Origin of the sequence: Pseudoduganella sp. OTU4001 (genome assembly GCF_038440195.1) — a bacterium.
Taxonomy (GTDB): Bacteria; Pseudomonadota; Gammaproteobacteria; order Burkholderiales; family Burkholderiaceae_D; genus Rugamonas.
Map to the genome: position 1 here is coordinate 86,395 of NZ_JASATG010000001.1, position 19,403 is coordinate 105,797.

Below are 19,403 nucleotides of genomic sequence, written 5' to 3' on the forward strand. Positions count from 1 at the left end.
CAATTGCGAAAAACGCGTCACACAAAACTTGGTTACAATGCCTCGCATGGACATGATCAGCGAACACGTATGCCATGGCGGGGTGCAGCGTTTCTACCGCCATGAGTCGGAGGCGATTGGCTTGCCAATGCGCTTCTCCATTTACATTCCGCCGCAGGCAGCGCAAGGTCCCTTGCCGGCGCTGATCTATCTCGCGGGCCTTACGTGCAATGAAGAGACTTTTGCCATCAAGGCCGGTGCGCAGCAATACGCGGCAGAGGAAGGACTGATCCTTGTCGCACCAGACACCAGCCCACGCGGCGCCGGCATTGAGGGCGAATCGGCAAGCTGGGATTTCGGCGAAGGCGCCGGCTTCTATCTCGATGCGACACAGGAACCGTGGTCTCGCCATTACCGCATGGAGAGCTATATCCACGAACTGCGCCAGCTGGTGATTGACGAAATGCCGGTCGATGCAAAGCGCATCGGCATTTTCGGCCATTCGATGGGCGGGCACGGTGCGCTGACGCTGGCCCTGCGCCGGCCGGACCTGTTCCGCAGCGTCTCGGCCTTCGCGCCGATTGCCGCGCCGACGCGCTGCCCGTGGGGGCACAAGGCATTCAATGGTTATCTTGGTCCGGACCAGGCAAGCTGGCTGGCGCATGATGCCAGCGCGCTGATGGCGGCGCAGGATGAAGCGCCCTTCCCCAATGGAATATTGATCGACCAGGGCCTGGCCGACAAGTTCCTGGAGGAGCAGTTATATCCGGGGGTATTCGAGGATGCGTGCCGCGCCGCCGGTCAGCCTTTGGAGCTGCGCCGGCATGCGGGCTACGATCATGGCTACTACTTTATTTCGAGCTTTATTGCCGACCATGTGCGATTACACAGCCGGCAATTGAAGGCAATTACTTAGTCATGACGCGGCGGATGGTTTCCGCCAGTTCTTCCGCGACGAACTTGGCCACGTAAGCATCGGCGCCAACGCCTTTGACGTGGTCTTCGTTGGTCTTGCCGGACAGCGAAGAGTGGATCACCACCGGGATCTTGGAGAAGCGGGCATCCTGCTTCACCAGGCGGGTCAGCGTGAAGCCGTCCATCTCCGGCATTTCCAGGTCGGTCAGCACCAGGGCTACGCGGTCTTCCACCGGGATGCCTTCGGCCTTGCAGCCTTCGGCGATGTGGTTCAGCTTATCCCAGGCTTCCTTACCGGTTTTCAGCATGACGAACGGCGCGTGCATCGCTTCCAGGCCGCGCTCGATCAGGTTGCGGGCCACGACGGAATCGTCGGCCGCCAGGATGAAGGTGCCTGGCTTCAGCGGCAGCTTGCCGATGGTGGCTTCGTCGATATCCTTGCCGTCGCTTGGGGTCAGGTTGCGCAGGATGGTTTCCACGTCCAGCACCTGCGCCAGGCGGGTGTTCTGCACGTCGCCGTCAACGCGGGCGATGGAGGTGACCATGCCGCCGCCGTGGCTGCCCTCGGCGCTCAGCACCTGGCTCCAGTCCAGGCGCACGATTTCGTCCACCGACTCCACGGCGAAGGCCTGGGTGGTGCGGGCAAACTCAGTCACCAGCATGATGTTCAGGCCGGTCTTTGGCTTGACGCCGACGATGCCTGGCAAATCCATCACTGGAATAATCTGTCCGCGCAGGTTGACCACGCCCAGCATATGCGGCTCGGAACCGGCTACGGCGGTCACGGTCGGCATCGCCACGATCTCGCGGATCTTGAAGACGTTAATACCGTACAGCTCAGAGTTACCGCTGGTGTCATCGACGCCGAGGCGGAACAGCAGCAACTCGAACTTGTTGGAGTTTGTCAGGTTACTGCGCTCGTCAACTTCTTGTTGAACGGAATTCATCTATTCGCTCCAATCTACTGTAATTAGCATTCCCTTTGGTATGGAATGTTTCGCCAGTATACCGGCCTTTTTTTAACATCCGAGTGTGAATAGGAGAAGAAACAACAAAAAAAAAGGACGCCCGTAGGCGTCCTTTTTAGAATTCTGGAGCGGGAAAAGAGTCTCGAACTCTCGACCTCAACCTTGGCAAGGTTGCGCTCTACCAACTGAGCTATTCCCGCAGAAGAGGCGCTATTATGACAGTACCTGTCAGACCTGACAAGTTCTTTTTTGGATAACATTGCCACTATAATCTTTGTATGGATTCCATCGAGATTGTTCTGGCAATGCTGCTGGCCGTCATCGGCAGCGCCTATTTTAAGCGGATGCTACCGGCGGGCATCCCCCTCCCGCTTGTGCAGATCGGCCTGGGCGCAGGGATTGCGGCCTGGTCCGGCCACGGCATCCAGCTCGATCCGGAAATGTTCTTCCTGCTGTTTATCCCGCCGCTGCTGTTCCTGGATGGCTGGCGCATCCCGAATACCGGCTTGTTCCGCGACCGCGTGGTGATCCTGGAGCTGGCGCTCGGCCTGGTGGTGTTTACGGTGCTGGGCGCGGGCTATTTCATCCACTGGATGATTCCGGCCATGCCGCTGCCGGTGGCGTTTGCGCTGGCGGCCATCCTGTCGCCCACCGATCCGGTGGCGGTCGGCTCCATCGCTTCGCGCGCGCCGATTCCCAAGCGGCTGATGCATATCCTGGAGGGCGAAGCCCTGCTGAACGATGCCAGTGGCCTGGTATGCTTCCGCTTTGCGGTGGCGGCCGCCCTTTCAGGCACGTTTTCGCTGACCAGCGCTTCGCTGACCTTCTTCTGGCTGGCTGCGGCAGGCATCATTTCGGGCGTTGCGGTCACCGCTGGTGTGGCCTGGCTGCAGGGCCGCCTGACCGCCCGCTACGGCGAGCCGGCCGGGTCGCCTATCCTCGTCAGCTTGCTGATTCCTTTCGGCGCCTACCTGCTGGCGGAGCGCATGCATGCTTCCGGCATCCTGGCGGCGGTGGCGGCGGGCATCACCATGAGCTATGTGGAGCTGGGCGGCCAGGCATTGGCCGCGACCCGCATCCAGCGCACCGCCGTGTGGGATACCGTGCAGTTCACCCTGAACGGCGTGATGTTCGTACTGCTTGGCGAACAACTGCCGGATATCCTCCGCGGCGCCAGCGAATCGCTGGAACAGAGCGGCCACCTTAATCCGTGGTGGCTAGTGCTGTACGCCCTTGCCATCAGCTTTGGCCTGATTGCGCTGCGCTTTGTCTGGGTGTGGGCTACTTTGAGCGTCACGCTGTTCCGCCGCACGCGGCGCGCAGGCGGTCCAAAGGGGGCCAAGCCGCATTGGCGCCTGCTGCTGGCGACTGCGCTGGCGGGCGCGCGCGGGGCGATTACGCTGGCTGGTGTGCTGACGCTGCCGCTGCTGCTGCCGAATGGCGATCCTTTCCCGGCGCGCGACCTGACCATCCTGCTGGCCAGCTCGGTAATCCTGCTGTCGCTGCTGGCGGCCAGTATCGGTTTGCCGCGCCTGCTGGGCGGCATGCATTTCCCTGAGGAGCCGGCCGACCGCCAGCAGGAAGACATGGCGCGGCGCCAGGCGGCATCGGCCGCCATTGCCGCCATCGAACGCGCCGAACTGGCGCTGGCCCATTCCCACCATCCGGATGTGCTGCCGCAAGCTGCGGCACGCGTGATTGCGCTGTATGAGCACCGCCTGAACGTGGCGTGGTCGGCGGAGGACCAGAGCAAGGAACATTTCCGTAAGCTTGACCGCGCCGAGCGTGAGCTGCGCCTGGCGGCCATGGAGGCGGAGCGCCATGCCATCTTTGAGCTGGCACGCCATCACCATATCTCCGACGAGACCGCGCGCAAGCTGGTGCGCGAGATCGACCTGGTGGAAGCACGCCACCAGAAGCAGGCCAAATGAACCGCCGCGCCGCCTTTTCCCTGCTCGCCGCATGGCTGCTGTTCTGGGCCATGATGGTGGCGACCGCGGTGCAGGATTTCCTGCGCAACGATCATGGTCCGCTATGGCAACCGGTGCTCTGGGAATCGTCCTCGATGGCGGTAGCCACCTTGCTGCTGGCCGTGCAGCGCCTCGGTTCGCGCCGCCATGATGGCCTGCTGGTCACGCCGTCGCGCTGGTTTGCGCGGCAGGCGCTGTGGCTGCCAATGTGGTGGGTGCTGTTCACGCCTCTGGCGTTCGGCATCCGGCATGGCGTGTACACGCTGCTCGGCGCGCAGTACGAACATGAGGCCTGGGGCGAGACTTTCCTCTACGAGAACATCAAGATTTCGATCTTTGTGGTGATTTTCACGCTGATCACGTTTGGCGTGCTGTCGTTCCGCGCCGCCGAGCAGGCCAATGCGCAATTGCGTACGGCGCAGCTGCACCAGCTTACGCAGCAGATGCAGCCGCATTTCCTGTTCAATGCGTTGAATACGATTTCTTCGCTGATGCATTCGGATGTGGAGCGGGCGGATGCCACGCTGGTGCAGCTGGCGGATGTGCTGCGGGCGACGCTGGATGTCAGCGGCCAGCAGCAGGCGCCTTTGTCGACCGAATTGCGGCTGCTGCGCGGCTATGCGCGGCTGATGGAGGAGCGGTTTGTCGACCGCGTGCGGATGGATTGGGATATTGATGCCACCTGTGGCGAGTGCCTGGTGCCGGTGATGAGCATGCAGCCCTTGCTGGAGAACGTGTTCAAGCATACCGTCGAGCGGCGGCGCGGCGTGACAAAGATCGCCATCAGTGCGAAGCGCGAAGACGACAGCCTTGTGCTCGCCATCAGCGATGACGCCGGCCGGCTCGCCACGCCTGGCGCGGACGGTGCCGCCAGCGCAGGGCGGAGCGGGATTGGCGTGCGCAATTTGCGTGAGCGGCTGGCGGCGCTGCATGGCGAAGGGGCCAGCCTCGCGCTGGTGCAGCTTGAGCCAGCCGGTGTGCGGGCGGAAATGAGGGTGCCATGTTTATCCTGATCGTCGACGACGAGCGCCCTGCGCGCGACAAGCTGCGCCGCATGCTGACGCAGGAGCCCGACGTCAGCGCCATCGAGGAAGCACAGGATGGCGTAGAAGCGCTGGAGAAAGTCGTCAGCCTTTCCCCCGAGGTCATCTTCCTCGATGTGCAAATGCCGGAAGTCGATGGGCTGGAGGTCGCGGCGTCCCTGCCCGCCCCCGCCCCGCTGGTCGTCTTCGCCACCGCGTTCGACGAATACGCGGTGCAGGCCTTCGACGCCAACGCCATCGACTATCTGCTCAAACCTTTTGACTCTGCCCGCTTGCAGCGCGCCCTGCAGCGCGTGCGCCAGCGCCTTGCCGAACGCGCCGCCCCGGCCGCAGGAGCGCCCGCCACCCCAACCGTCCCACCCGGCGCCCCGCTGCAGAAACTGCTGGTGACCGACCGCGGCATCACACGCGTCGTGCGGATCGAAGACATCCAATGGGTGGAAACCGCCGACAACTACGTGGTGCTGCACACCACCGACGGCGCCCCACTGTTGCGCCAGACCCTGACCGACCTGCTGACCAACCTGGGCAGCGGTTTTATGCGCTGCCATCGACGCGCAGCAGTGCGCCTGTCGCTGGTCGAAAAAATCGACCAGCAAGGCCAGCTTGTACTGCGCAGCGGAGCCGTCGTACCGTTCGGCCGCAGCTTCAAATCCGAAGTGCTCGCAGCCCTGGAAAAATAGGCGCCAGCCGTTCGCCACTCGCAACTGCTGTTCGCCACCTTTGGCTCGACCGCCAGGCGCGCCGCCTCTAAGCTTGATTCATCGACAACCACGACAAGACGAATCATGCAAACCAAGCGCCTCTACTTCCTCGACTGGCTTCGCATCTGTGCCTTCTTCCTGCTGGTGCTGTACCACACCGGCATGTACTACGTCACCTGGGACTGGCACATCAAGACTGCCAGCCCAAGCCAAATCCTGGAACCGTTCATGCTGCTGTCCAACCCATGGCGCATGTCGCTGCTATTCCTGATCGGCGGCGCAGCGGCGGCCTTCCTGCTGCAAAAACTGGGCGGCAAAGGCCTGGCCAGGGAACGCAGCAAACGCCTGCTGCTGCCGCTCATCTTCGGCATGTTCTTCATCGTGCCGCCGCAAGCGTATTTCGAAGTCGTGTCGGACGTCGCCTACCAGGGCAGCTACTTCGACTTCATGAAGCTGTACGTGAGCGGCTACAACGGCTTCTGCGACAAGAACGGCTGCCTCGATCTGCCAACCTGGAACCACCTGTGGTTCCTGCCCTACCTGTGGATCTACACCCTGATCCTGGCCGCCATCGGCAGCAGCCGCGTGCAGGCCGCCGGCAGCTGGCTGCTGCGCCACCTGCAAGGCTGGAAGCTGTTCGTGCTGCCGATCGCCTTCCTGGCCGCGGGCCGCATCCTGCTGCTGTCGCACTGGCCGCACACCCACAACCTGACCGCCGACTGGCATAACCATGCCCTCAGCCTGCCGATGTTCCTGCTGGGCGCAGCAATGGCGCACCAGGATGGCTTCTGGCAGCGCCTGGCCAGCGTACGTTTCGTAGCACTGGGCGCATTCTTCACCAGCTGGGCCACCATCATCGGCTTCTACCTGATGGACGAAACCTTCCAGCAAACCTGGCTGCCGCTGGCCCGCTGCGTGTACGCCACTTGCCAATGGAGCGGCATCCTGGCCGTGTGCGGCTTCGGCTACCGCCACCTGAACTTCGACAGCGCCAAGCGCCGCTACCTGACGCAGGCCGTGTTCCCGGTCTACATCCTGCACCAGACGCTGATCATCTGCCTGGCGTGGGCCATGAAACCGGCTGGCGTGGCGCCGTTCGCAGAGGGCCTCCTGATCGTGCTGGGAACGCTGGCAATCAGCTTTGGGGTATTCGAGGTAGTGCGCCGCATACCGCTGCTGCGGCCACTGTTTGGGCTGGGCAAGGCGGCGGAACCGCAGTCCGCCGCCCGGAAAGACTTAGTTCAAAACCTTGCGTGACCGCTTGGCACGGTACATCTCGGCATCGGCAATAGCGAGGGCTTCCTCCAGGTCGATGCCGGCCTTGCGCATCGCCATCCCGATCGACGCCCGCACATCGTAGCCGGCCAGGGTCTCCTGCACCCGCAGCAGCATGGCCTGGGCGTCGAAGTAATCGCACTCCACCATCAGCATCGCAAATTCATCGCCGCCCATGCGCGCCACCACGTCCGAACCGCGCGTCACGTCCTTGAGCGCCTTGCTGCAGCGGATCAGCAGCGCATCGCCCGAGGCATAACCCTGGGTGTCGTTGTAAAACTTGAGGTCGTCCAGGTCGAGCGACACCACGCAGGCCGGATGGCCATAACGGCGGCAGCGCTCTTCCTCGCGCGCCACCAGCATGTCCCAGCCACGGCGGTTGTACAGGCCGGTCAGTTCGTCGCGCGTACTGTCCACGTCCGTGCGTTCGGCCTTGCGTACCGCCTCGGTGCCGGACAGCTCGGCTTCCAGCAGGCCGCCCAGCAGCTCGCCCATCAGCACCACCATTTCCTGCTCTTCGCGGATGCGCTCGGGCTGCGGCTCGGGGTCGATGGCGCACAGGGTACCGAACAGGGTGCCGTCGGCACGCCGCAAGGGCACGCCGACATAGGCGCCGACCGCCATCTTGCCATGTATGGGTGCGCTGGCGTAACCGGGCACCTGCTTCACGTCGGGCGCGATATGCGGCCCCTGCCCTTCGACCATGCGCGAGCAGAGCGACTCTGCCCAACTATAAACCTGGCCCGCCTTCACGCCATATCCATTGTCGTCGGCGAACAGCACGATCCAGTCATTGCCGTCGGTACGGGTGACCATCCACAGCTTGAAGCCTAGCCGCTGCCGCAGGAATTGCATGGTGGCCCTGGAAGCGGCCGCAAAATCGTTCATCATTGCATGCCTCATCAGTAAGGTTTCTGACTTGGGGAAATCCCAATATACACCTAAAAACAAGCTTGCAACCAGTCGGAGTACACTTGGCAACGCACATATTTTCGTCAACCAGGAGAGCCCACAATGACGCGCTTGACCGCCAGGGACTTTGACCCACAGGTATTGCAGCTGTTCGACAAGTACGTACACGGACAGATAGGACGCCGTGAATTCATTGCTGCCGCAGGCGCTGGCCTGCTGGCGACGCTGTCGCCGAGCTTCGCGGCGCCCCTGGTGGCGGCGGACGATAAGCGAATTAATACCCGCTATATCGAGCATCCCTCGCCACAAGGCTACGGCACGCTGCGTGGCTACCTGGCGCTGCCCGCCAAGCCGTCCGGCAAGCTGCCTGCGGTGCTGGTGGTGCATGAGAACCGCGGCTTGAACCCGCATATCGAGGACATTACGCGCCGCCTGGCGCTGGAAGGCTTCCTGGCCTTTGCGCCGGACGCCCTGTTCCCGCTGGGCGGCTACCCCGGCAGCGAAGACAAGGCGCGCGAGATGTTTGGCAAGCTGAATCAGGCCAAGACGCGTGCCGACTTCCTGGCCGCCGCGCAAATGCTGGACGGGCACGAACAGGGCAATGGCAAGATCGGCGTGGTGGGCTTTTGCTACGGCGGCGGCATGGCCAACTACCTGGCGACCAAAATGCCGAACCTGGACGCGGCTGTGGCCTTCTATGGCGCCCAGGCGCCGGCCGCCGACGTGCCGAATATCCGCGCGCCGCTGATGATCCACGATGCGGAAAACGACACCCGCATCCGCAACGGCTGGCCAGCCTATGAAACGGCGCTGAAAGAAGCTGGGAAGAAGTTCGAGTATTACGTCTATCCCGGTGTCGAGCACGGCTTCAACAACGACACCACGCCGCGCTACGACGAAGCGGCTGCCAAGCTGGCCTGGCAGCGCACGGTCGACTTCTTCCGCAAGCAGCTTACTTAACGAAAGTTAGTGTGTGGGTGGCGGTACCCGGCAGTAATGGCGTCGCCTTGCCGGCCACCCAGTCGCTATGCCCAGCCAGGAAGAATGGCGACAGCGGATGGCCGCTCTGGCCGCCCGGCATATTGAACAGGCCCTGCTCTTCGCGCCCCGGCGTCACCGTCATGCGCTCCGACTGGCCGAAGGCCGGACCGGCCACGCGCGGCATATTGCTATCGCCCGGCAGTTGGTCCGGCGGCACGCTCAGCCACTTTTTCAGCATCGGCACCGCACCCGCGATCGGATGCGCGATGGCGGCCGTATTGCGCACGCCCCAGGTGGCCGAAGCCAGCGGCTTGCCATCCTTGGCCAGGTGCTCGATGGTGCGGTCCAGCGCCGCCAGTTGCAGCGCCTTCCAGCTGGCATAGGCATGCGGCAGCCAGCCGGCCGGCTGTTCATCCAGCAGGCGGCCCAGCACCACCGGCCAGCGGCTCGATGCGGCGCGCATATTGGCATCCTTATTCAGCTTGGCCAGTTCCACATTGGCGCCGCCGTACAGCAGCTCGTACAAGGACCACATGAAGGCGCGGCTGGCGCGGTACGCCACCGAATCCACGCTGGCCCGGCCATTCCAATTATCTTTCAGCAGGCGCGCCAGCTCGGCGCGCTGCGGCTTGCCTTGCAGCGCTTCCGCATCCAGCACGGCCAGCGCGCGGTCGCGCCAGGGGCTGATGAACAGGGCGCGGTCGTCCAGCATCACGCTGTAGACGCCCTGCTCGTCGGTCTTCTCGCCCAGCGCCGCCAGGCCGTCGCGGGCCTGCTTGGCGCGCGCGCCCAGGTCAAAGCCGCCGTCGCCCAGCTTGGCCGCCTCGGCGCCCAGCAGCTGGCGGCTGTTGGCGGTGACCAGCTGGCCATCGGCCGGATTGCGTACCGAAGGATAGGCGGCCGCAGGCAGCAACCCCTGCCAGCCGCGCGTGCTGCCGTTGGCCGACAAGGGATAGCTGGCATCCGCCGGCGTCGCAGGACGCTGCGGCAGCGGGCCGGAAATGGTCCAGCCGATATCGCCATTGCTGTCGCCCACCACCAGGTTCTGTGCCGGCATGCCGACCTTGGGCGCCAGCGCCAGCGCATCCTTCACGCTGTCCACATCTTCCATATGGCGCAGCGCCAGGTTGACCGCTTTCGGGTCGTGCGCCACCCAGTGCACCGCGTAATCGCGGCCGCCCGACTGCATGATCGGGCCCAGCGAGGTCTCGCGCACCTTCATGCTTACCGCCGCCTGGCCTTTCACCAGGATGGTTTCTTCATGCGTGACCGGCTTCTCCCAGCCGCCCGGCAGCTTTACCTGGCCCGGACGGTCCTTGACCTCGCCCACTTCCACCAGGTCGATATAGTCGCCGTAGCTGTTGGTGAAGCCCCAGGCCACATGGCCGTTGCTGCCCGCCACCACGGCCGGCACGCCAGGGATGCTGACGCCGACAATGCGGCGCGTGCCGCCATGCGCGCTAGGCACTTGCAGCAGCACGCGGTACCAGGTACTTGGCAGCTTGATGCCCAGGTGCATATCGTCCGACACGATGGCGCCGCCGTTGCGGCTGCGCTTACCCGCCACCGCCCAGTTATTGCTGCCCACGCCGTCCACAAAGGCGGCCGATGCCAGGGTGGCCGGCTCTTTGGCGATCTCCTTGCCCCACCAGTCCGGCGCGCGGGCCGGGATCGGTGCGTCGGGCGCTGCCGGGCTGGCCGCATCGAGCGGGGCATCCCACTGCGACGTTTCCGGCAGCAGGAAGGCCAGCTGCTCCTGGCTCGCGTGCTCTTTCAGCCACCCGCGCGCCAGCTCGCGGCCAATGCCGGTGACCTGCAAATCGATGTACATGGCCCAGGCCACCAGGAACGAGTCTTCCAGCGCCCAGGCGCGCGGGCGCAGGCCCACCAGGCCATATTCGAAAGGACGGCTGCCCAGCGCATTCAGGCCATCGTTGACGCCGGCCGTGTAGCGCTCCAGCAGCTTGCGCTCGTCCGCCGGCATGGCCTGGATGGCTTGCTGGGCGCGTGCGCGGAAACGGTGTAGGCGGTGGATACGGTCGGTCTCCAGGGCCTTTTCGCCGAACAGTTCGGACAGCTCGCCGGCCGGCATGCGGCGCAGCAGGTCCATCTGGAAGAAACGGTCCTGGGCATGCACAAAGCCGGTGGCATACGCCACGTCATTGCGGTGGCTGCCGGTGATGGAGGGAATGCCGTGGTCGTCGCGCGCCACGGTCACGCTGCCGGACAGGCCGGCGGCGGTGATCTTGCCGTCCAGCTGGGCCAGGCTTCCGCGCAGGAAGAACCACAAGCCCAGCACTGCCAGCAACAGCAGCGCCAACAAGCCCAGGACTATGCGTTTCAACCACAGTTTCACCATCAGCTAACCTCTTTATTGTTGTGTTGCGCTAAATCTTGCCAGAAATCCAAAGCGAACGGCAGCAAAAAAGTGTAAGCGTGCTAGAGTAACCATCACTATGACACCCGCGCCTACTCCATCGAATGAAGCGGAGCGCTTGGCAGCCCTGTACGCGCTGCTGGTGCTCGATACTCCGCCCGAGGAACGCTTCGACAAAATTGTTGCATTTGCGGCCCAGGAATTTGACGTTCCTATCGCCCTGATCTCCCTGCTCGATACCGACCGCCAGTGGTTCAAGGCGGCACTCGGCCTGGGCGACACCTGCCAGACCGGGCGCGACATCTCCTTCTGCGGCCACGCCATCATGCGGGCCGAGATCATGGTGGTCGAAGACGCCCTGCTCGACCCGCGCTTCGCCGACAACCCGCTGGTGACCGGTGCCCCGCATATCCGTTTCTATGCCGGCGCCCCGCTGATCCTGTCCAATGGCTACGCCCTGGGCACCTTGTGCATCATCGATACCCGCCCGCGCAAAATGGACGATGTGGAACTGGCCATCCTGTCCACCCTGCGCAGTCTTGTGACCCAGGAGCTGGAGGCCAGCCATGCCTGAACTGAAGCGGATGCTGCTGGTGGAGCCAGAAAGCATGCTGCGCCGGACCGTGGCCCTGACCGCACGCTCGCTCGGCCTGGCCGACGTGCAGGAAGCCGCCAGCACCACGCTGGCGCGGCAGATGCTGGCCCGGGAGGCTTTCGACGGCGCGCTGATCGCCATCGACGCCGGCGATGCCTTCGACCTGTCGCTGCTGGACCAGGTGCGCTTGGGCCAGAGCGCCAGCCAGGCCCACATCCCGCTGGCCGTGTTGGCGGCCAACTGCGACGATACCCTGCTGGCGGCCCTGCGCGAGCGCCGTGTGGACCGGGTGGTGCTCAAGCCCTTCCGCGCCCGCACCCTGCTGGATGCGTTCACCGCCCTGTCGCAGCAGCGCTAGCGTGCACCATGTCGTAATAGCGGAAAGCTTCGCGGATGTTTTCGCGCAAGTCCTGGTCGTCCCAAGGCTTGGTGTAGAAGCGGTAGATCTCCCCGCGGTTGATGGCGCTCAGCACCGACTCCAGCTCCGCATAGCCTGACAGGATGATGCGCACCGTATCGGGATAGAGCTTGCGCACCCGGCTCAGGAACTCGGTGCCATTCATTTCCGGCATGCGCTGGTCGCTCACCACCACCTGCACTTCATGCGTAGCCAGCTGCGCAAAGGCTTCCTGCGCATTATGCGCGAGCAGGATCTGGTAGCCGTCGCGCCTTAGCAGGCGCACCAGCGAAGACAGCACATTCGGCTCGTCATCCAGCAGCAGCAAGGTGCCGCTGCGCCGTTCGTTCTCGCCCAGCGCGGGCTTGCGCGGCTGCTCCTGCGCCAGCAGCGCCGCGAACGCCTCGGCCGCAATCGGGCGGCTCAAATGGTAGCCCTGCGCCTCGTCGCACTGGTAGCGCTGCAGGTAGGCCAGCTGGCCCTCCGTCTCCACGCCCTCGGCAATGATGCGGAAGTCCAGGCTGTGGCCCAGCGAGATCACGGAGCGCACGATAGCCGCCACCGTGGGGTCGGCCAGCATATCGCGCACGAAGGACTGGTCGATCTTCAGGTAATCGATGGGGAACAGCTTGAGGTAGGCCAGGCTGGAATAGCCGGTACCGAAATCGTCGATCGAGAGGCCGACGCCGACCTTCTTCAGGCGCTGCACCGTGGCCACCGCCTCGTCGGCGTTCTGCATCATCATGCTTTCGGTCAGTTCCAGCTCCAGGTACTGGGCCTGAAGGCCGGTGCTGTGCAGGGCCGCCACCACATCGTCGGCCAGGTTCCTGTCGCGGAACTGGCGCGCCGACACGTTGACCGCCACCCGCAGCGGCGGCAAGCCCGCGTCCTGCCAGGCCTTGTTCTGGGCGCACGCCGTCTGGATCACCCAGCGCCCCAGCGCCACAATCAGGCCGGTCTCCTCCGCCACGCCGATGAAGCGGCCCGGCGGCACCAGGCCCAGTGTCGGATGCTGCCAGCGCAGCAGCGCTTCCACGCCGGAAATCTCGCCGGTGGCCACGTTCATCTTGGGCTGGTAGACCAGGAACATTTCGCCGCGCGCCAGGGCGCCGCGCAGTTCGTTCTCGATCGACGCCCGCTCGACAATGCGCGCATGCATGGCCGGCTCATAGAACTGCACCTGGTTGCGGCCACTCTCCTTGGCGCGGTACATCGCGATATCGGCATAGCGCATCAGCAGCTGGGGATCGCTGCCATCGGCCGGATACAGCGATACGCCCATGCTGCAGCTGATCATCTGCTCCTGCCCCGCCAGCTGGACCGGCGCGGCGACGGTGTCCAGGATTTTGCGCAGCACCGCCTGCGACGGCGTCGCAGCCTGGCCGTCCAGCAGCACCAGCACAAACTCGTCACCGCCCATGCGCGCCACGGTGTCGGTATCGCGCACGCAGTCGCGCAAGCGGCCGGCCACTGTGCGCAGCAGCTCGTCGCCGGCGGCATGGCCCATATTGTCGTTGACCAGCTTGAAGTTATCCAGGTCCAGGTACACCACCCACACCGTGTGGCCATAGCGTTGGGCATAGCTGATGGCCTGCACCAGCCGGTCGCCGCACAGGTTGCGGTTCGGCAGGCCGGTCAGCGCATCGTGGTTGGCCTGGTGCTCGAGCTGGGCCTGGTAGTCCATGGTGGACGTCATGTCGGTCAGCACGCAGACGCGGTGGCTGTGCCAGCCCCCGCTGCCGCCCACCGGCGCCACATGCAGCTGCGCCCACCAGGTACGGCCGTCGCTATGGCGGCCCTTCAGCATCAGCTGTACTTCGCTCTGGGCGTGCATGGCTTCATGCAGCGCGGTGCGGGCCGCGTCGTCTTCCGGGTCGGCCAGCAGCGACTCCAGGCTGTGCCCCGCCAGGCTGGCGGCGGGATGGCCGGTCAGTTCGGCCAGCGCCGGGTTGGCGTAGTCGATGGCATCGCTGCCGTCGTGGATGGCGGTGATGGCAATCGCATTGACGCTCGATTCGAGTGCACGGTTATGCAGCTGGAGCATCAGCTCGACCTGCTTGCGCTCGGACACATCCTCGATGGTGCCGAGCAGGCCGATGGTCTTGCCGGCCAGGTCGTGCAGCGGCAGCTTGTTGATCAGGAACCAGTGCACGCTGCCGTCTGCAAACAGCAAATGGTCTTCCCGGTTCAGCAGCGGTACGCCGCTGGCGATGATCTGCGCATCGTCGGCGCGGATGCGCTCCGCATTATGCGACCAGGGGAAATCGAAATCGCTCTTACCCACTACCTCGGCCTGGCTGGACAACCCGGCCGCGCGTATGAAGACATCGTTACAGCCACGGTAAAGCAGGTCGAGGTCTTTCCAGAAGATCTGGTGCGGAATGTGGTCAACCACCAGCTGCGTCATTTCCTGCGACTCGTGCAGCGCTTTTTCGATGCGGGCGCGGTCCGTCACGTCGTGGGCGAACACAAAACGCGCCTTGTGGCCCGCCAGCATCAATGGGTGCGAGGAGATTTCGACCTGGATCAGGCGCCCGTCCTTGCAGCGGTGAATCCAGTTGCTGGTTTGCTGCGCAGCGTCGGAAGGCGTCGCCGCCAGATCGGCACGCAGCTGCTCCAGCTCGTGCGACGGTCGGATGTCCTCGATCGTCATCTCGAGGAATTCCTCTTCGGTATAGCCGTACACTTCGGTCGCCGCGCGGTTGACGACCAGGAAGCGCAAGCTCTCCAGGTCGTACACCCACATGGGATGGGGATGGCGGTCGAACAGGCGTTTGAAGCGCAGCCGCGAGCCGTAGGAATCGGCTTCCGGCAACGGCGACACGATGCAGCGGAAGCATTCCGGCTGGCCGTCGTGGCCAGCATAGTATTCCATCGCCAGCGATACCGGCACGGCATCGCCCTCCTGTTCACGCAGCGCTAGCTCGCCGCGCCAAACGCCGCGTTGCTTTGCCTCGGGAATGGCGTCGTCGCGCAGCTCAGTCGCGGCCCAACTGCGGAACAGGCCGAATGCCTTGCCGCCGGCGCCCAGCGCTTCGTCCAGGCGGCGCGCGAGCGCGTTCGCGGCAAGCAGATTGCCATCGGCATCCATCATGAAAGCCAGGTAGGGGCTGTGCTCATACACCGCAGTGAATGCGTCCAGCCTGGTCCTGCCCGGCGAAGCGGGAGAAGCCCTGTCCATGCAGGGCATGGTAGCAGAGTTACCGCGCTTGCAGCGCCCAGCGCAGCGGCAATGCATCTTCTCGCCACACAATATCGCGCGGCGTGAACTCCCAGTGCCGCTGATCCGGCCCGTCCAGCACAACGCGCGCCGTGCCGCTCATTTGCAGCAGGCCGCCGCTGTCGAAGTCCGGAAACACCAGCCCCGCGCGGCCGTTCAGCAGGATATTTCCCAGCGTGGAGAAGAAGCGGTTGCCTTCGTAATCGGGCACCAGCAGCGTGCCGTCGGCCTTGACCTGGACAAAGCCGGGCGCACCGCCGCGGTGCGACACGTCCACCCGCATGTCTTCCCCTTCGCCCGAATAAGTAGCGACGAAGAAGGTACCCGACCGTCCGATCAGGTCGCGCGCCAGCGCATCCAGCTGCGGCAGACTGCGCGCCGGCAGCCCCGAAGGCTCGCCCGGCATGCGCTCGAAATGGTAATCGCGCTGGTGGATGTATTGCGGGCAGTTGCCGAACGACTCGCCGACGCTGACTTCGAACTGCGCGCCGCCCAGCGCGCGCAAGCGGCCGTTCAAGCGGTTGCGGCGGCGTGTGTGCAGTTCGATGCCGAGCATGCCGACCGCGGCGCCGTCGCGCAAGCCTTCCTGGGCAGGGTCGTCCGGCTCGGACGGCAGCGCCAGCTCAAGCCGTTGCGGGTCCGGCGAATACATGAAGCCCTCTTCCCCGGCACGCAACGTGGCCCATGGCCGGCCCTCGTTGTCGACACTGCCGAACACCGCGAACGGCAACTGGGCGAAGAAGTCGCGGTGCTGGTCCGGCATATAGTTGCGGATCACCTTGCGGCCGATTTCGTCCATGCGTGCCGCGACGCCGAGCGTGTCCTGCAGCGCGATCTCGCCTGCGTGCCAGGGCCCGTTCATGCTGCCAACCCGACTGGTGATTTGATGAAGGGCTGGAAGCGCGGCAGTGCTTCAACCCGCGCCAGCCAGGCGTTCACGTTGCGGTAAGCCGCCAGGTCCACATTGCCTTCCGGAGCGCGCGCGATATAGCTGTAAAGCGCCACGTCGGCGATGGTCGGCCAGCCTGCCGCGATCCACTCGCGGCCATGCAGCGTGCCGTCGATCAGCGCCAGGATGCGGTGGGCGCGCGCAATCGCGTCGGCCGGGTCGGTCGATTTGTTGAACAGGTTGATGATGCGCGCCGTGGCCGGACCGCTGGCGATCTCCCCCGCCGCCACCGACAGCCAGCGCTGCACATTGGCCGCACCTACCGCGTCTTTCGGCAGCCAGTTCGAATCGCCATAGCGGGTGGCCAGGTAGACCAGGATCGCGTTGGAGTCGGGGATCACGATGCCGTGATCCTCCAGCACCGGCACCTGGCCGAAAGGATTCAGTTTCAGGAAGGCCTCGGTCTTCTGCTCGGCCTTCATCAGGTCCACTTCAACCAGCTCATAGTCCAGCCCCAGCAGGGACAGGAACAGGTGGGCGCGGTGGGCGTGGCCGGAAATTGGGTGGTAGTACAGCTTCATTTGGATCTCCTTTCAAGTAGTGATGAAAGTGTGATCCATGTCTCCAATAATTAGAATCCACACCGAAGACAATTGACCATTCCAATAAATGGAATAATATGGCATTTCATTGATAAAATTATATTTTCCACATAGAATCTTTTTACCATCGATTTCGGGAGCCGCAGTGAACGTTCGTGATCAACGCTTGCAACAGCTATTGGACAGTTGCCAGCAGGAGGTACTACGCCAGATCATCGGGCCTTTCGGCCTGACGCCCGCCATGTTCAACGACAAGGACGGCGGCAATGTGGCCACCGTCCATAACGCCGAACAGGGTGTGTTCCCGGATGAACTGCACGAAAAAAATTTCGAACTCGCGAACGAAAACTATAGCCAGCAAGTCCGGCAAAAGCATTGGGACGATAAAGGCGCCCGTGGGGCGACGCATACCCAGATCAATAAAACCCTCGATGCCGGCGGTGAAGTTGCAAGTGCGGCCACCGGGAAGCCAATGACCAAAGGGGAAATCCACGGTGACCACACTGTTTCCCTGAAAGAGGCGCATCAGAACAAAGCCATGCATCTGCGCTTCACTGAAGAAGAGCGCAAGAAGATGCTCAACGATCCCAAAAACATGGCGTTCATCGAGGCCTCGCTGAATACCTCAAAGGGGGAAAAATCCTGGGATGAATGCCTGGCTGATCCGGAGTTCGTCAAAAAGCACGGCTTGACGCCACAAGATATCGAGCGCATCAAAGCCGCCGACAAACAGGCACGTGACTACCTTCAGAGTGAACAGCATAAAAGGCTGGCTGGTGAATTATTTTCGGCCGGTGCAAAGGAGGCCGGAACAAATGCCCTGCGCCAGGCGCTTGGCATTGTATTGCACGAATTTGTCAACGGCAGCTTCGTAGAAGTCAAGCTGCTGTTGAACGAAAAGCATTCTGCCTCCAACCTGATTGACAGGCTGGTAGAAAGCCTTAAGCGGGTAATGGCGCGCGTGATCGGCAAGCTCAAAGCTGCCCTGGATGCCGCCATCGAGGGTGGCATCCAGGGATTCGTCAGCAACTTGCTGACATTCCTGATCAATAATTTGATCACTACATCAAAGAAGATCGTCACCATCATTCGCGAAAGCATGCGCAGCCTTTGGAAGGCGATCAAGCTCTTGCTGAATCCGCCGAAAGATATGCCCGCATTGGAAGTCGCGCGCGAAGTCAGCAAAGTCTTCGCGACGGTAATTACCACGGGTATAGGCTTGCTGCTGGAAGAATCCGTCAAAGGATTCATCATGAGCATTCCTGTCCTGGCGCCCATTGCGGACGTGTTGGCCACAGCATTGACCGCGATCATGACGGGCATCGCCGGCGCACTGCTCATTTATGGCCTTGACCGGCTGTTCGATTGGCTCAGTTCAACCGGCACCGAACTGCTTGCCGCACAGGAGGCGAATGCCAACGCCCAGGTAATGGTCACTGAGCGCCTGCAACAGTGGCTTCAACATCAATTCGACAACTCAAGCCAATATGAAATCTGCGCAGCGGAATACGGCGCAATGCAGGAAAGCTTTTTGAATATTTCGTTCCAGTTGGAGACGGCCTCACTTAGTGCCGCCAGCTGCATCGATTCACATCAAGCCATGCTGGACTGCGTTGGCAAGCAGCGTACGCGCTTGAAAGCAGTAACCGACGAACTGGACGCCTTGTTCGGATAACCCAAATCAAACACCGAAATTCCCATGTCTCAAATCATTCACGAACTTGCGACCATTGAAATTAGCAACGAGTCCATGAAACAGCTGGACCTGGCCGGCATTTACCGCTCATTCAGCGAAAACTACAAACGGCTCGACGAATTTAAAGAGTTCAGGTCGGAGTACGAGCAAAAGAATTGGCTCACGCGGTGGTGGCATAACGACAAACTGCGCGATGCGCAGATGGAGTCGACCGAAGTCCAGGCCGAGTTCTCCAAAACCATTGGGCAGCTAATGCTGATCAGCATCATGCAATCAAAGAAGCTGCAAGAGCAGCAGGGACAGCTGAACGAGCAGCAGAAAAGGCTGAAGGAACAGGCCGATGGCATCGCCGAACAGGCAGCCATACTGCAAGCGCAGCATCACACGCTGGCCGAGCAGTCCGCCCAGTTGAAGAAACTGGTCGAAGAGTACTTTGAACTTAAGGGCTTGACCGACGAAGGCGCGCAAAAGCTGATTGAGATCGCCAAAGAAATCAAGGCGACCAAAGACAGTATGGTGCAACACGTCGATGAGCGCACCAGGACTTTGGAGCGACAGGGCCTCAATACGACCACTCTGGTTCACGCGCTGGAGAAAGAACTGCGAGAGCACTCACAATCGAGCAAGGCGGCACTGCAAGAGAATGAAACGCGCCACGCATCCAGAAGCGCAGCCCTCGAATCAGGCCTGTCCCAGCTTGCTTCGCAATTGCAGCTGCAAGCAGAAGAGCATCAAACAGATATCAACAAGCTGACTGAGGGTCTGCATGCAGGCCTCTCCTCCCTGGCACAACGCTCACGCCGTACTAGCGTGGGGCTTTCGCTTGCCGTGTTCGGTGCACTGTTAGGCATGCTTCACCTTTACGGTGTGATTTGATTGC

16 protein-coding genes and 1 tRNA gene are annotated in these 19,403 nt (G+C 62.8%); 10 read left to right on the forward strand and 7 right to left on the reverse strand.

Annotated features, from left to right (window positions below; all coding sequences use genetic code 11):
- The first annotated feature begins 46 nt into the window (after positions 1–46).
- The gene (gene fghA / locus AAHE99_RS00355; protein ID WP_342113241.1) at positions 47–895 is read left to right on the forward strand and encodes an S-formylglutathione hydrolase; all 849 of its coding nucleotides are present in this window, start codon (positions 47–49) and stop codon (positions 893–895) included.
- On the opposite strand, the gene AAHE99_RS00360 is transcribed toward fghA, so the two are convergent.
- Together AAHE99_RS00360 and AAHE99_RS00365 are read right to left on the reverse strand one after the other, a co-directional pair.
- Complete coding sequence (locus tag AAHE99_RS00360) at positions 888–1,841, reverse strand: chemotaxis protein (protein ID WP_342113243.1); 954 nt, start codon at positions 1,839–1,841, stop codon at positions 888–890. The two genes, fghA and AAHE99_RS00360, sit on opposite strands and share 8 nt — an antisense overlap.
- A 145-nt stretch (positions 1,842–1,986) precedes the next feature.
- Positions 1,987–2,062: transfer RNA gene (locus tag AAHE99_RS00365), tRNA-Gly, on the reverse strand.
- 78 nt (positions 2,063–2,140) lie between these two features.
- Here AAHE99_RS00365 and AAHE99_RS00370 point away from each other — a divergent pair.
- The 4 genes from AAHE99_RS00370 to AAHE99_RS00385 all read left to right on the forward strand — a co-directional run bounded on the left by AAHE99_RS00370 (position 2,141) and on the right by AAHE99_RS00385 (position 6,836).
- Complete coding sequence (locus tag AAHE99_RS00370; protein WP_342113245.1) at positions 2,141–3,793, forward strand: Na+/H+ antiporter; 1,653 nt, start codon at positions 2,141–2,143, stop codon at positions 3,791–3,793.
- On the forward strand, positions 3,790–4,845 hold the full coding sequence (locus tag AAHE99_RS00375) for a sensor histidine kinase (RefSeq protein ID WP_342113247.1): 1,056 nt from the start codon (positions 3,790–3,792) through the stop codon (positions 4,843–4,845). The genes AAHE99_RS00370 and AAHE99_RS00375 overlap by 4 nt, the downstream gene beginning before the upstream one ends.
- Complete coding sequence (locus AAHE99_RS00380) at positions 4,833–5,558, forward strand: LytR/AlgR family response regulator transcription factor (RefSeq protein ID WP_342113249.1); 726 nt, start codon at positions 4,833–4,835, stop codon at positions 5,556–5,558. Before AAHE99_RS00375 ends, AAHE99_RS00380 begins: the two co-directional genes overlap by 13 nt.
- Positions 5,559–5,663: 105 nt before the next feature.
- Positions 5,664–6,836, forward strand: a complete 1,173-nt coding sequence (locus AAHE99_RS00385) for an acyltransferase family protein (RefSeq protein WP_342113251.1) — start codon at positions 5,664–5,666, stop codon at positions 6,834–6,836.
- Here the strand turns inward: AAHE99_RS00385 and AAHE99_RS00390 are convergent.
- Positions 6,816–7,745: a sensor domain-containing diguanylate cyclase gene (locus AAHE99_RS00390; protein ID WP_342113253.1), complete on the reverse strand. Its 930-nt coding sequence runs from the start codon at positions 7,743–7,745 to the stop codon at positions 6,816–6,818. The genes AAHE99_RS00385 and AAHE99_RS00390 overlap by 21 nt on opposite strands.
- Before the next feature lie 123 nt (positions 7,746–7,868).
- Between AAHE99_RS00390 and AAHE99_RS00395 the strand changes: the two genes are divergently transcribed.
- Complete coding sequence (locus AAHE99_RS00395; protein WP_342113254.1) at positions 7,869–8,726, forward strand: dienelactone hydrolase family protein; 858 nt, start codon at positions 7,869–7,871, stop codon at positions 8,724–8,726.
- Here AAHE99_RS00395 and AAHE99_RS00400 read toward each other — a convergent pair.
- Complete coding sequence (locus tag AAHE99_RS00400; protein WP_446728881.1) at positions 8,719–11,106, reverse strand: penicillin acylase family protein; 2,388 nt, start codon at positions 11,104–11,106, stop codon at positions 8,719–8,721. The two genes, AAHE99_RS00395 and AAHE99_RS00400, sit on opposite strands and share 8 nt — an antisense overlap.
- 97 nt (positions 11,107–11,203) lie before the next feature.
- Between AAHE99_RS00400 and AAHE99_RS00405 the strand changes: the two genes are divergently transcribed.
- Positions 11,204–11,698, forward strand: a complete 495-nt coding sequence (locus tag AAHE99_RS00405; RefSeq protein WP_342113258.1) for a GAF domain-containing protein — start codon at positions 11,204–11,206, stop codon at positions 11,696–11,698.
- A complete protein-coding gene (locus tag AAHE99_RS00410) occupies positions 11,691–12,077 on the forward strand; it encodes a response regulator (RefSeq protein WP_342113260.1) in 387 nt (128 codons plus the stop codon). The genes AAHE99_RS00405 and AAHE99_RS00410 overlap by 8 nt, the downstream gene beginning before the upstream one ends.
- On the opposite strand, the gene AAHE99_RS00415 is transcribed toward AAHE99_RS00410, so the two are convergent.
- The 3 genes from AAHE99_RS00415 to AAHE99_RS00425 are packed head-to-tail and all read right to left on the reverse strand — an operon-like array spanning position 12,052 to position 16,806.
- A complete protein-coding gene (locus tag AAHE99_RS00415; RefSeq protein WP_342113262.1) occupies positions 12,052–15,297 on the reverse strand; it encodes an EAL domain-containing protein in 3,246 nt (1,081 codons plus the stop codon). The two genes, AAHE99_RS00410 and AAHE99_RS00415, sit on opposite strands and share 26 nt — an antisense overlap.
- Before the next feature lie 19 nt (positions 15,298–15,316).
- Positions 15,317–16,198 (reverse strand): pyridoxamine 5'-phosphate oxidase family protein, encoded by an 882-nt coding sequence (locus AAHE99_RS00420; RefSeq protein WP_342113264.1) that lies wholly within the window; start codon positions 16,196–16,198, stop codon positions 15,317–15,319.
- Complete coding sequence (locus AAHE99_RS00425; protein ID WP_342113266.1) at positions 16,195–16,806, reverse strand: glutathione S-transferase family protein; 612 nt, start codon at positions 16,804–16,806, stop codon at positions 16,195–16,197. The genes AAHE99_RS00420 and AAHE99_RS00425 overlap by 4 nt, the downstream gene beginning before the upstream one ends.
- Before the next feature lie 166 nt (positions 16,807–16,972).
- Here AAHE99_RS00425 and AAHE99_RS00430 point away from each other — a divergent pair, with 166 nt between their 5' ends.
- On the forward strand, positions 16,973–18,502 hold the full coding sequence (locus AAHE99_RS00430; protein WP_342113268.1) for a hypothetical protein: 1,530 nt from the start codon (positions 16,973–16,975) through the stop codon (positions 18,500–18,502).
- A 24-nt stretch (positions 18,503–18,526) separates the two neighbouring features.
- Positions 18,527–19,399 (forward strand): hypothetical protein, encoded by an 873-nt coding sequence (locus AAHE99_RS00435; RefSeq protein ID WP_342113270.1) that lies wholly within the window; start codon positions 18,527–18,529, stop codon positions 19,397–19,399.
- Positions 19,400–19,403: the final 4 nt, after the last annotated feature.

Bases quoted from the DNA above. Each gene is read 5' to 3' on its own strand.
- AAHE99_RS00360 (WP_342113243.1), bottom strand. From the start codon at position 1,841: ATGAATTCCGTTCAACAAGAAGTTGACGAGCGCAGTAACCTGACAAAC.
- AAHE99_RS00405 (WP_342113258.1), top strand. From the start codon at position 11,204: ATGACACCCGCGCCTACTCCATCGAATGAAGCGGAGCGCTTGGCAGCC.
- fghA (WP_342113241.1), top strand. From the start codon at position 47: ATGGACATGATCAGCGAACACGTATGCCATGGCGGGGTGCAGCGTTTC.
- AAHE99_RS00435 (WP_342113270.1), top strand. From the start codon at position 18,527: ATGTCTCAAATCATTCACGAACTTGCGACCATTGAAATTAGCAACGAG.
- AAHE99_RS00415 (WP_342113262.1), bottom strand. From the start codon at position 15,297: ATGGACAGGGCTTCTCCCGCTTCGCCGGGCAGGACCAGGCTGGACGCA.
- AAHE99_RS00395 (WP_342113254.1), top strand. From the start codon at position 7,869: ATGACGCGCTTGACCGCCAGGGACTTTGACCCACAGGTATTGCAGCTG.
- AAHE99_RS00380 (WP_342113249.1), top strand. From the start codon at position 4,833: ATGTTTATCCTGATCGTCGACGACGAGCGCCCTGCGCGCGACAAGCTG.
- AAHE99_RS00425 (WP_342113266.1), bottom strand. From the start codon at position 16,806: ATGAAGCTGTACTACCACCCAATTTCCGGCCACGCCCACCGCGCCCAC.
- AAHE99_RS00375 (WP_342113247.1), top strand. From the start codon at position 3,790: ATGAACCGCCGCGCCGCCTTTTCCCTGCTCGCCGCATGGCTGCTGTTC.
- AAHE99_RS00370 (WP_342113245.1), top strand. From the start codon at position 2,141: ATGGATTCCATCGAGATTGTTCTGGCAATGCTGCTGGCCGTCATCGGC.
- AAHE99_RS00385 (WP_342113251.1), top strand. From the start codon at position 5,664: ATGCAAACCAAGCGCCTCTACTTCCTCGACTGGCTTCGCATCTGTGCC.
- AAHE99_RS00400 (WP_446728881.1), bottom strand. From the start codon at position 11,106: ATGGTGAAACTGTGGTTGAAACGCATAGTCCTGGGCTTGTTGGCGCTG.
- AAHE99_RS00410 (WP_342113260.1), top strand. From the start codon at position 11,691: ATGCCTGAACTGAAGCGGATGCTGCTGGTGGAGCCAGAAAGCATGCTG.
- AAHE99_RS00420 (WP_342113264.1), bottom strand. From the start codon at position 16,198: ATGAACGGGCCCTGGCACGCAGGCGAGATCGCGCTGCAGGACACGCTC.
- AAHE99_RS00390 (WP_342113253.1), bottom strand. From the start codon at position 7,745: ATGATGAACGATTTTGCGGCCGCTTCCAGGGCCACCATGCAATTCCTG.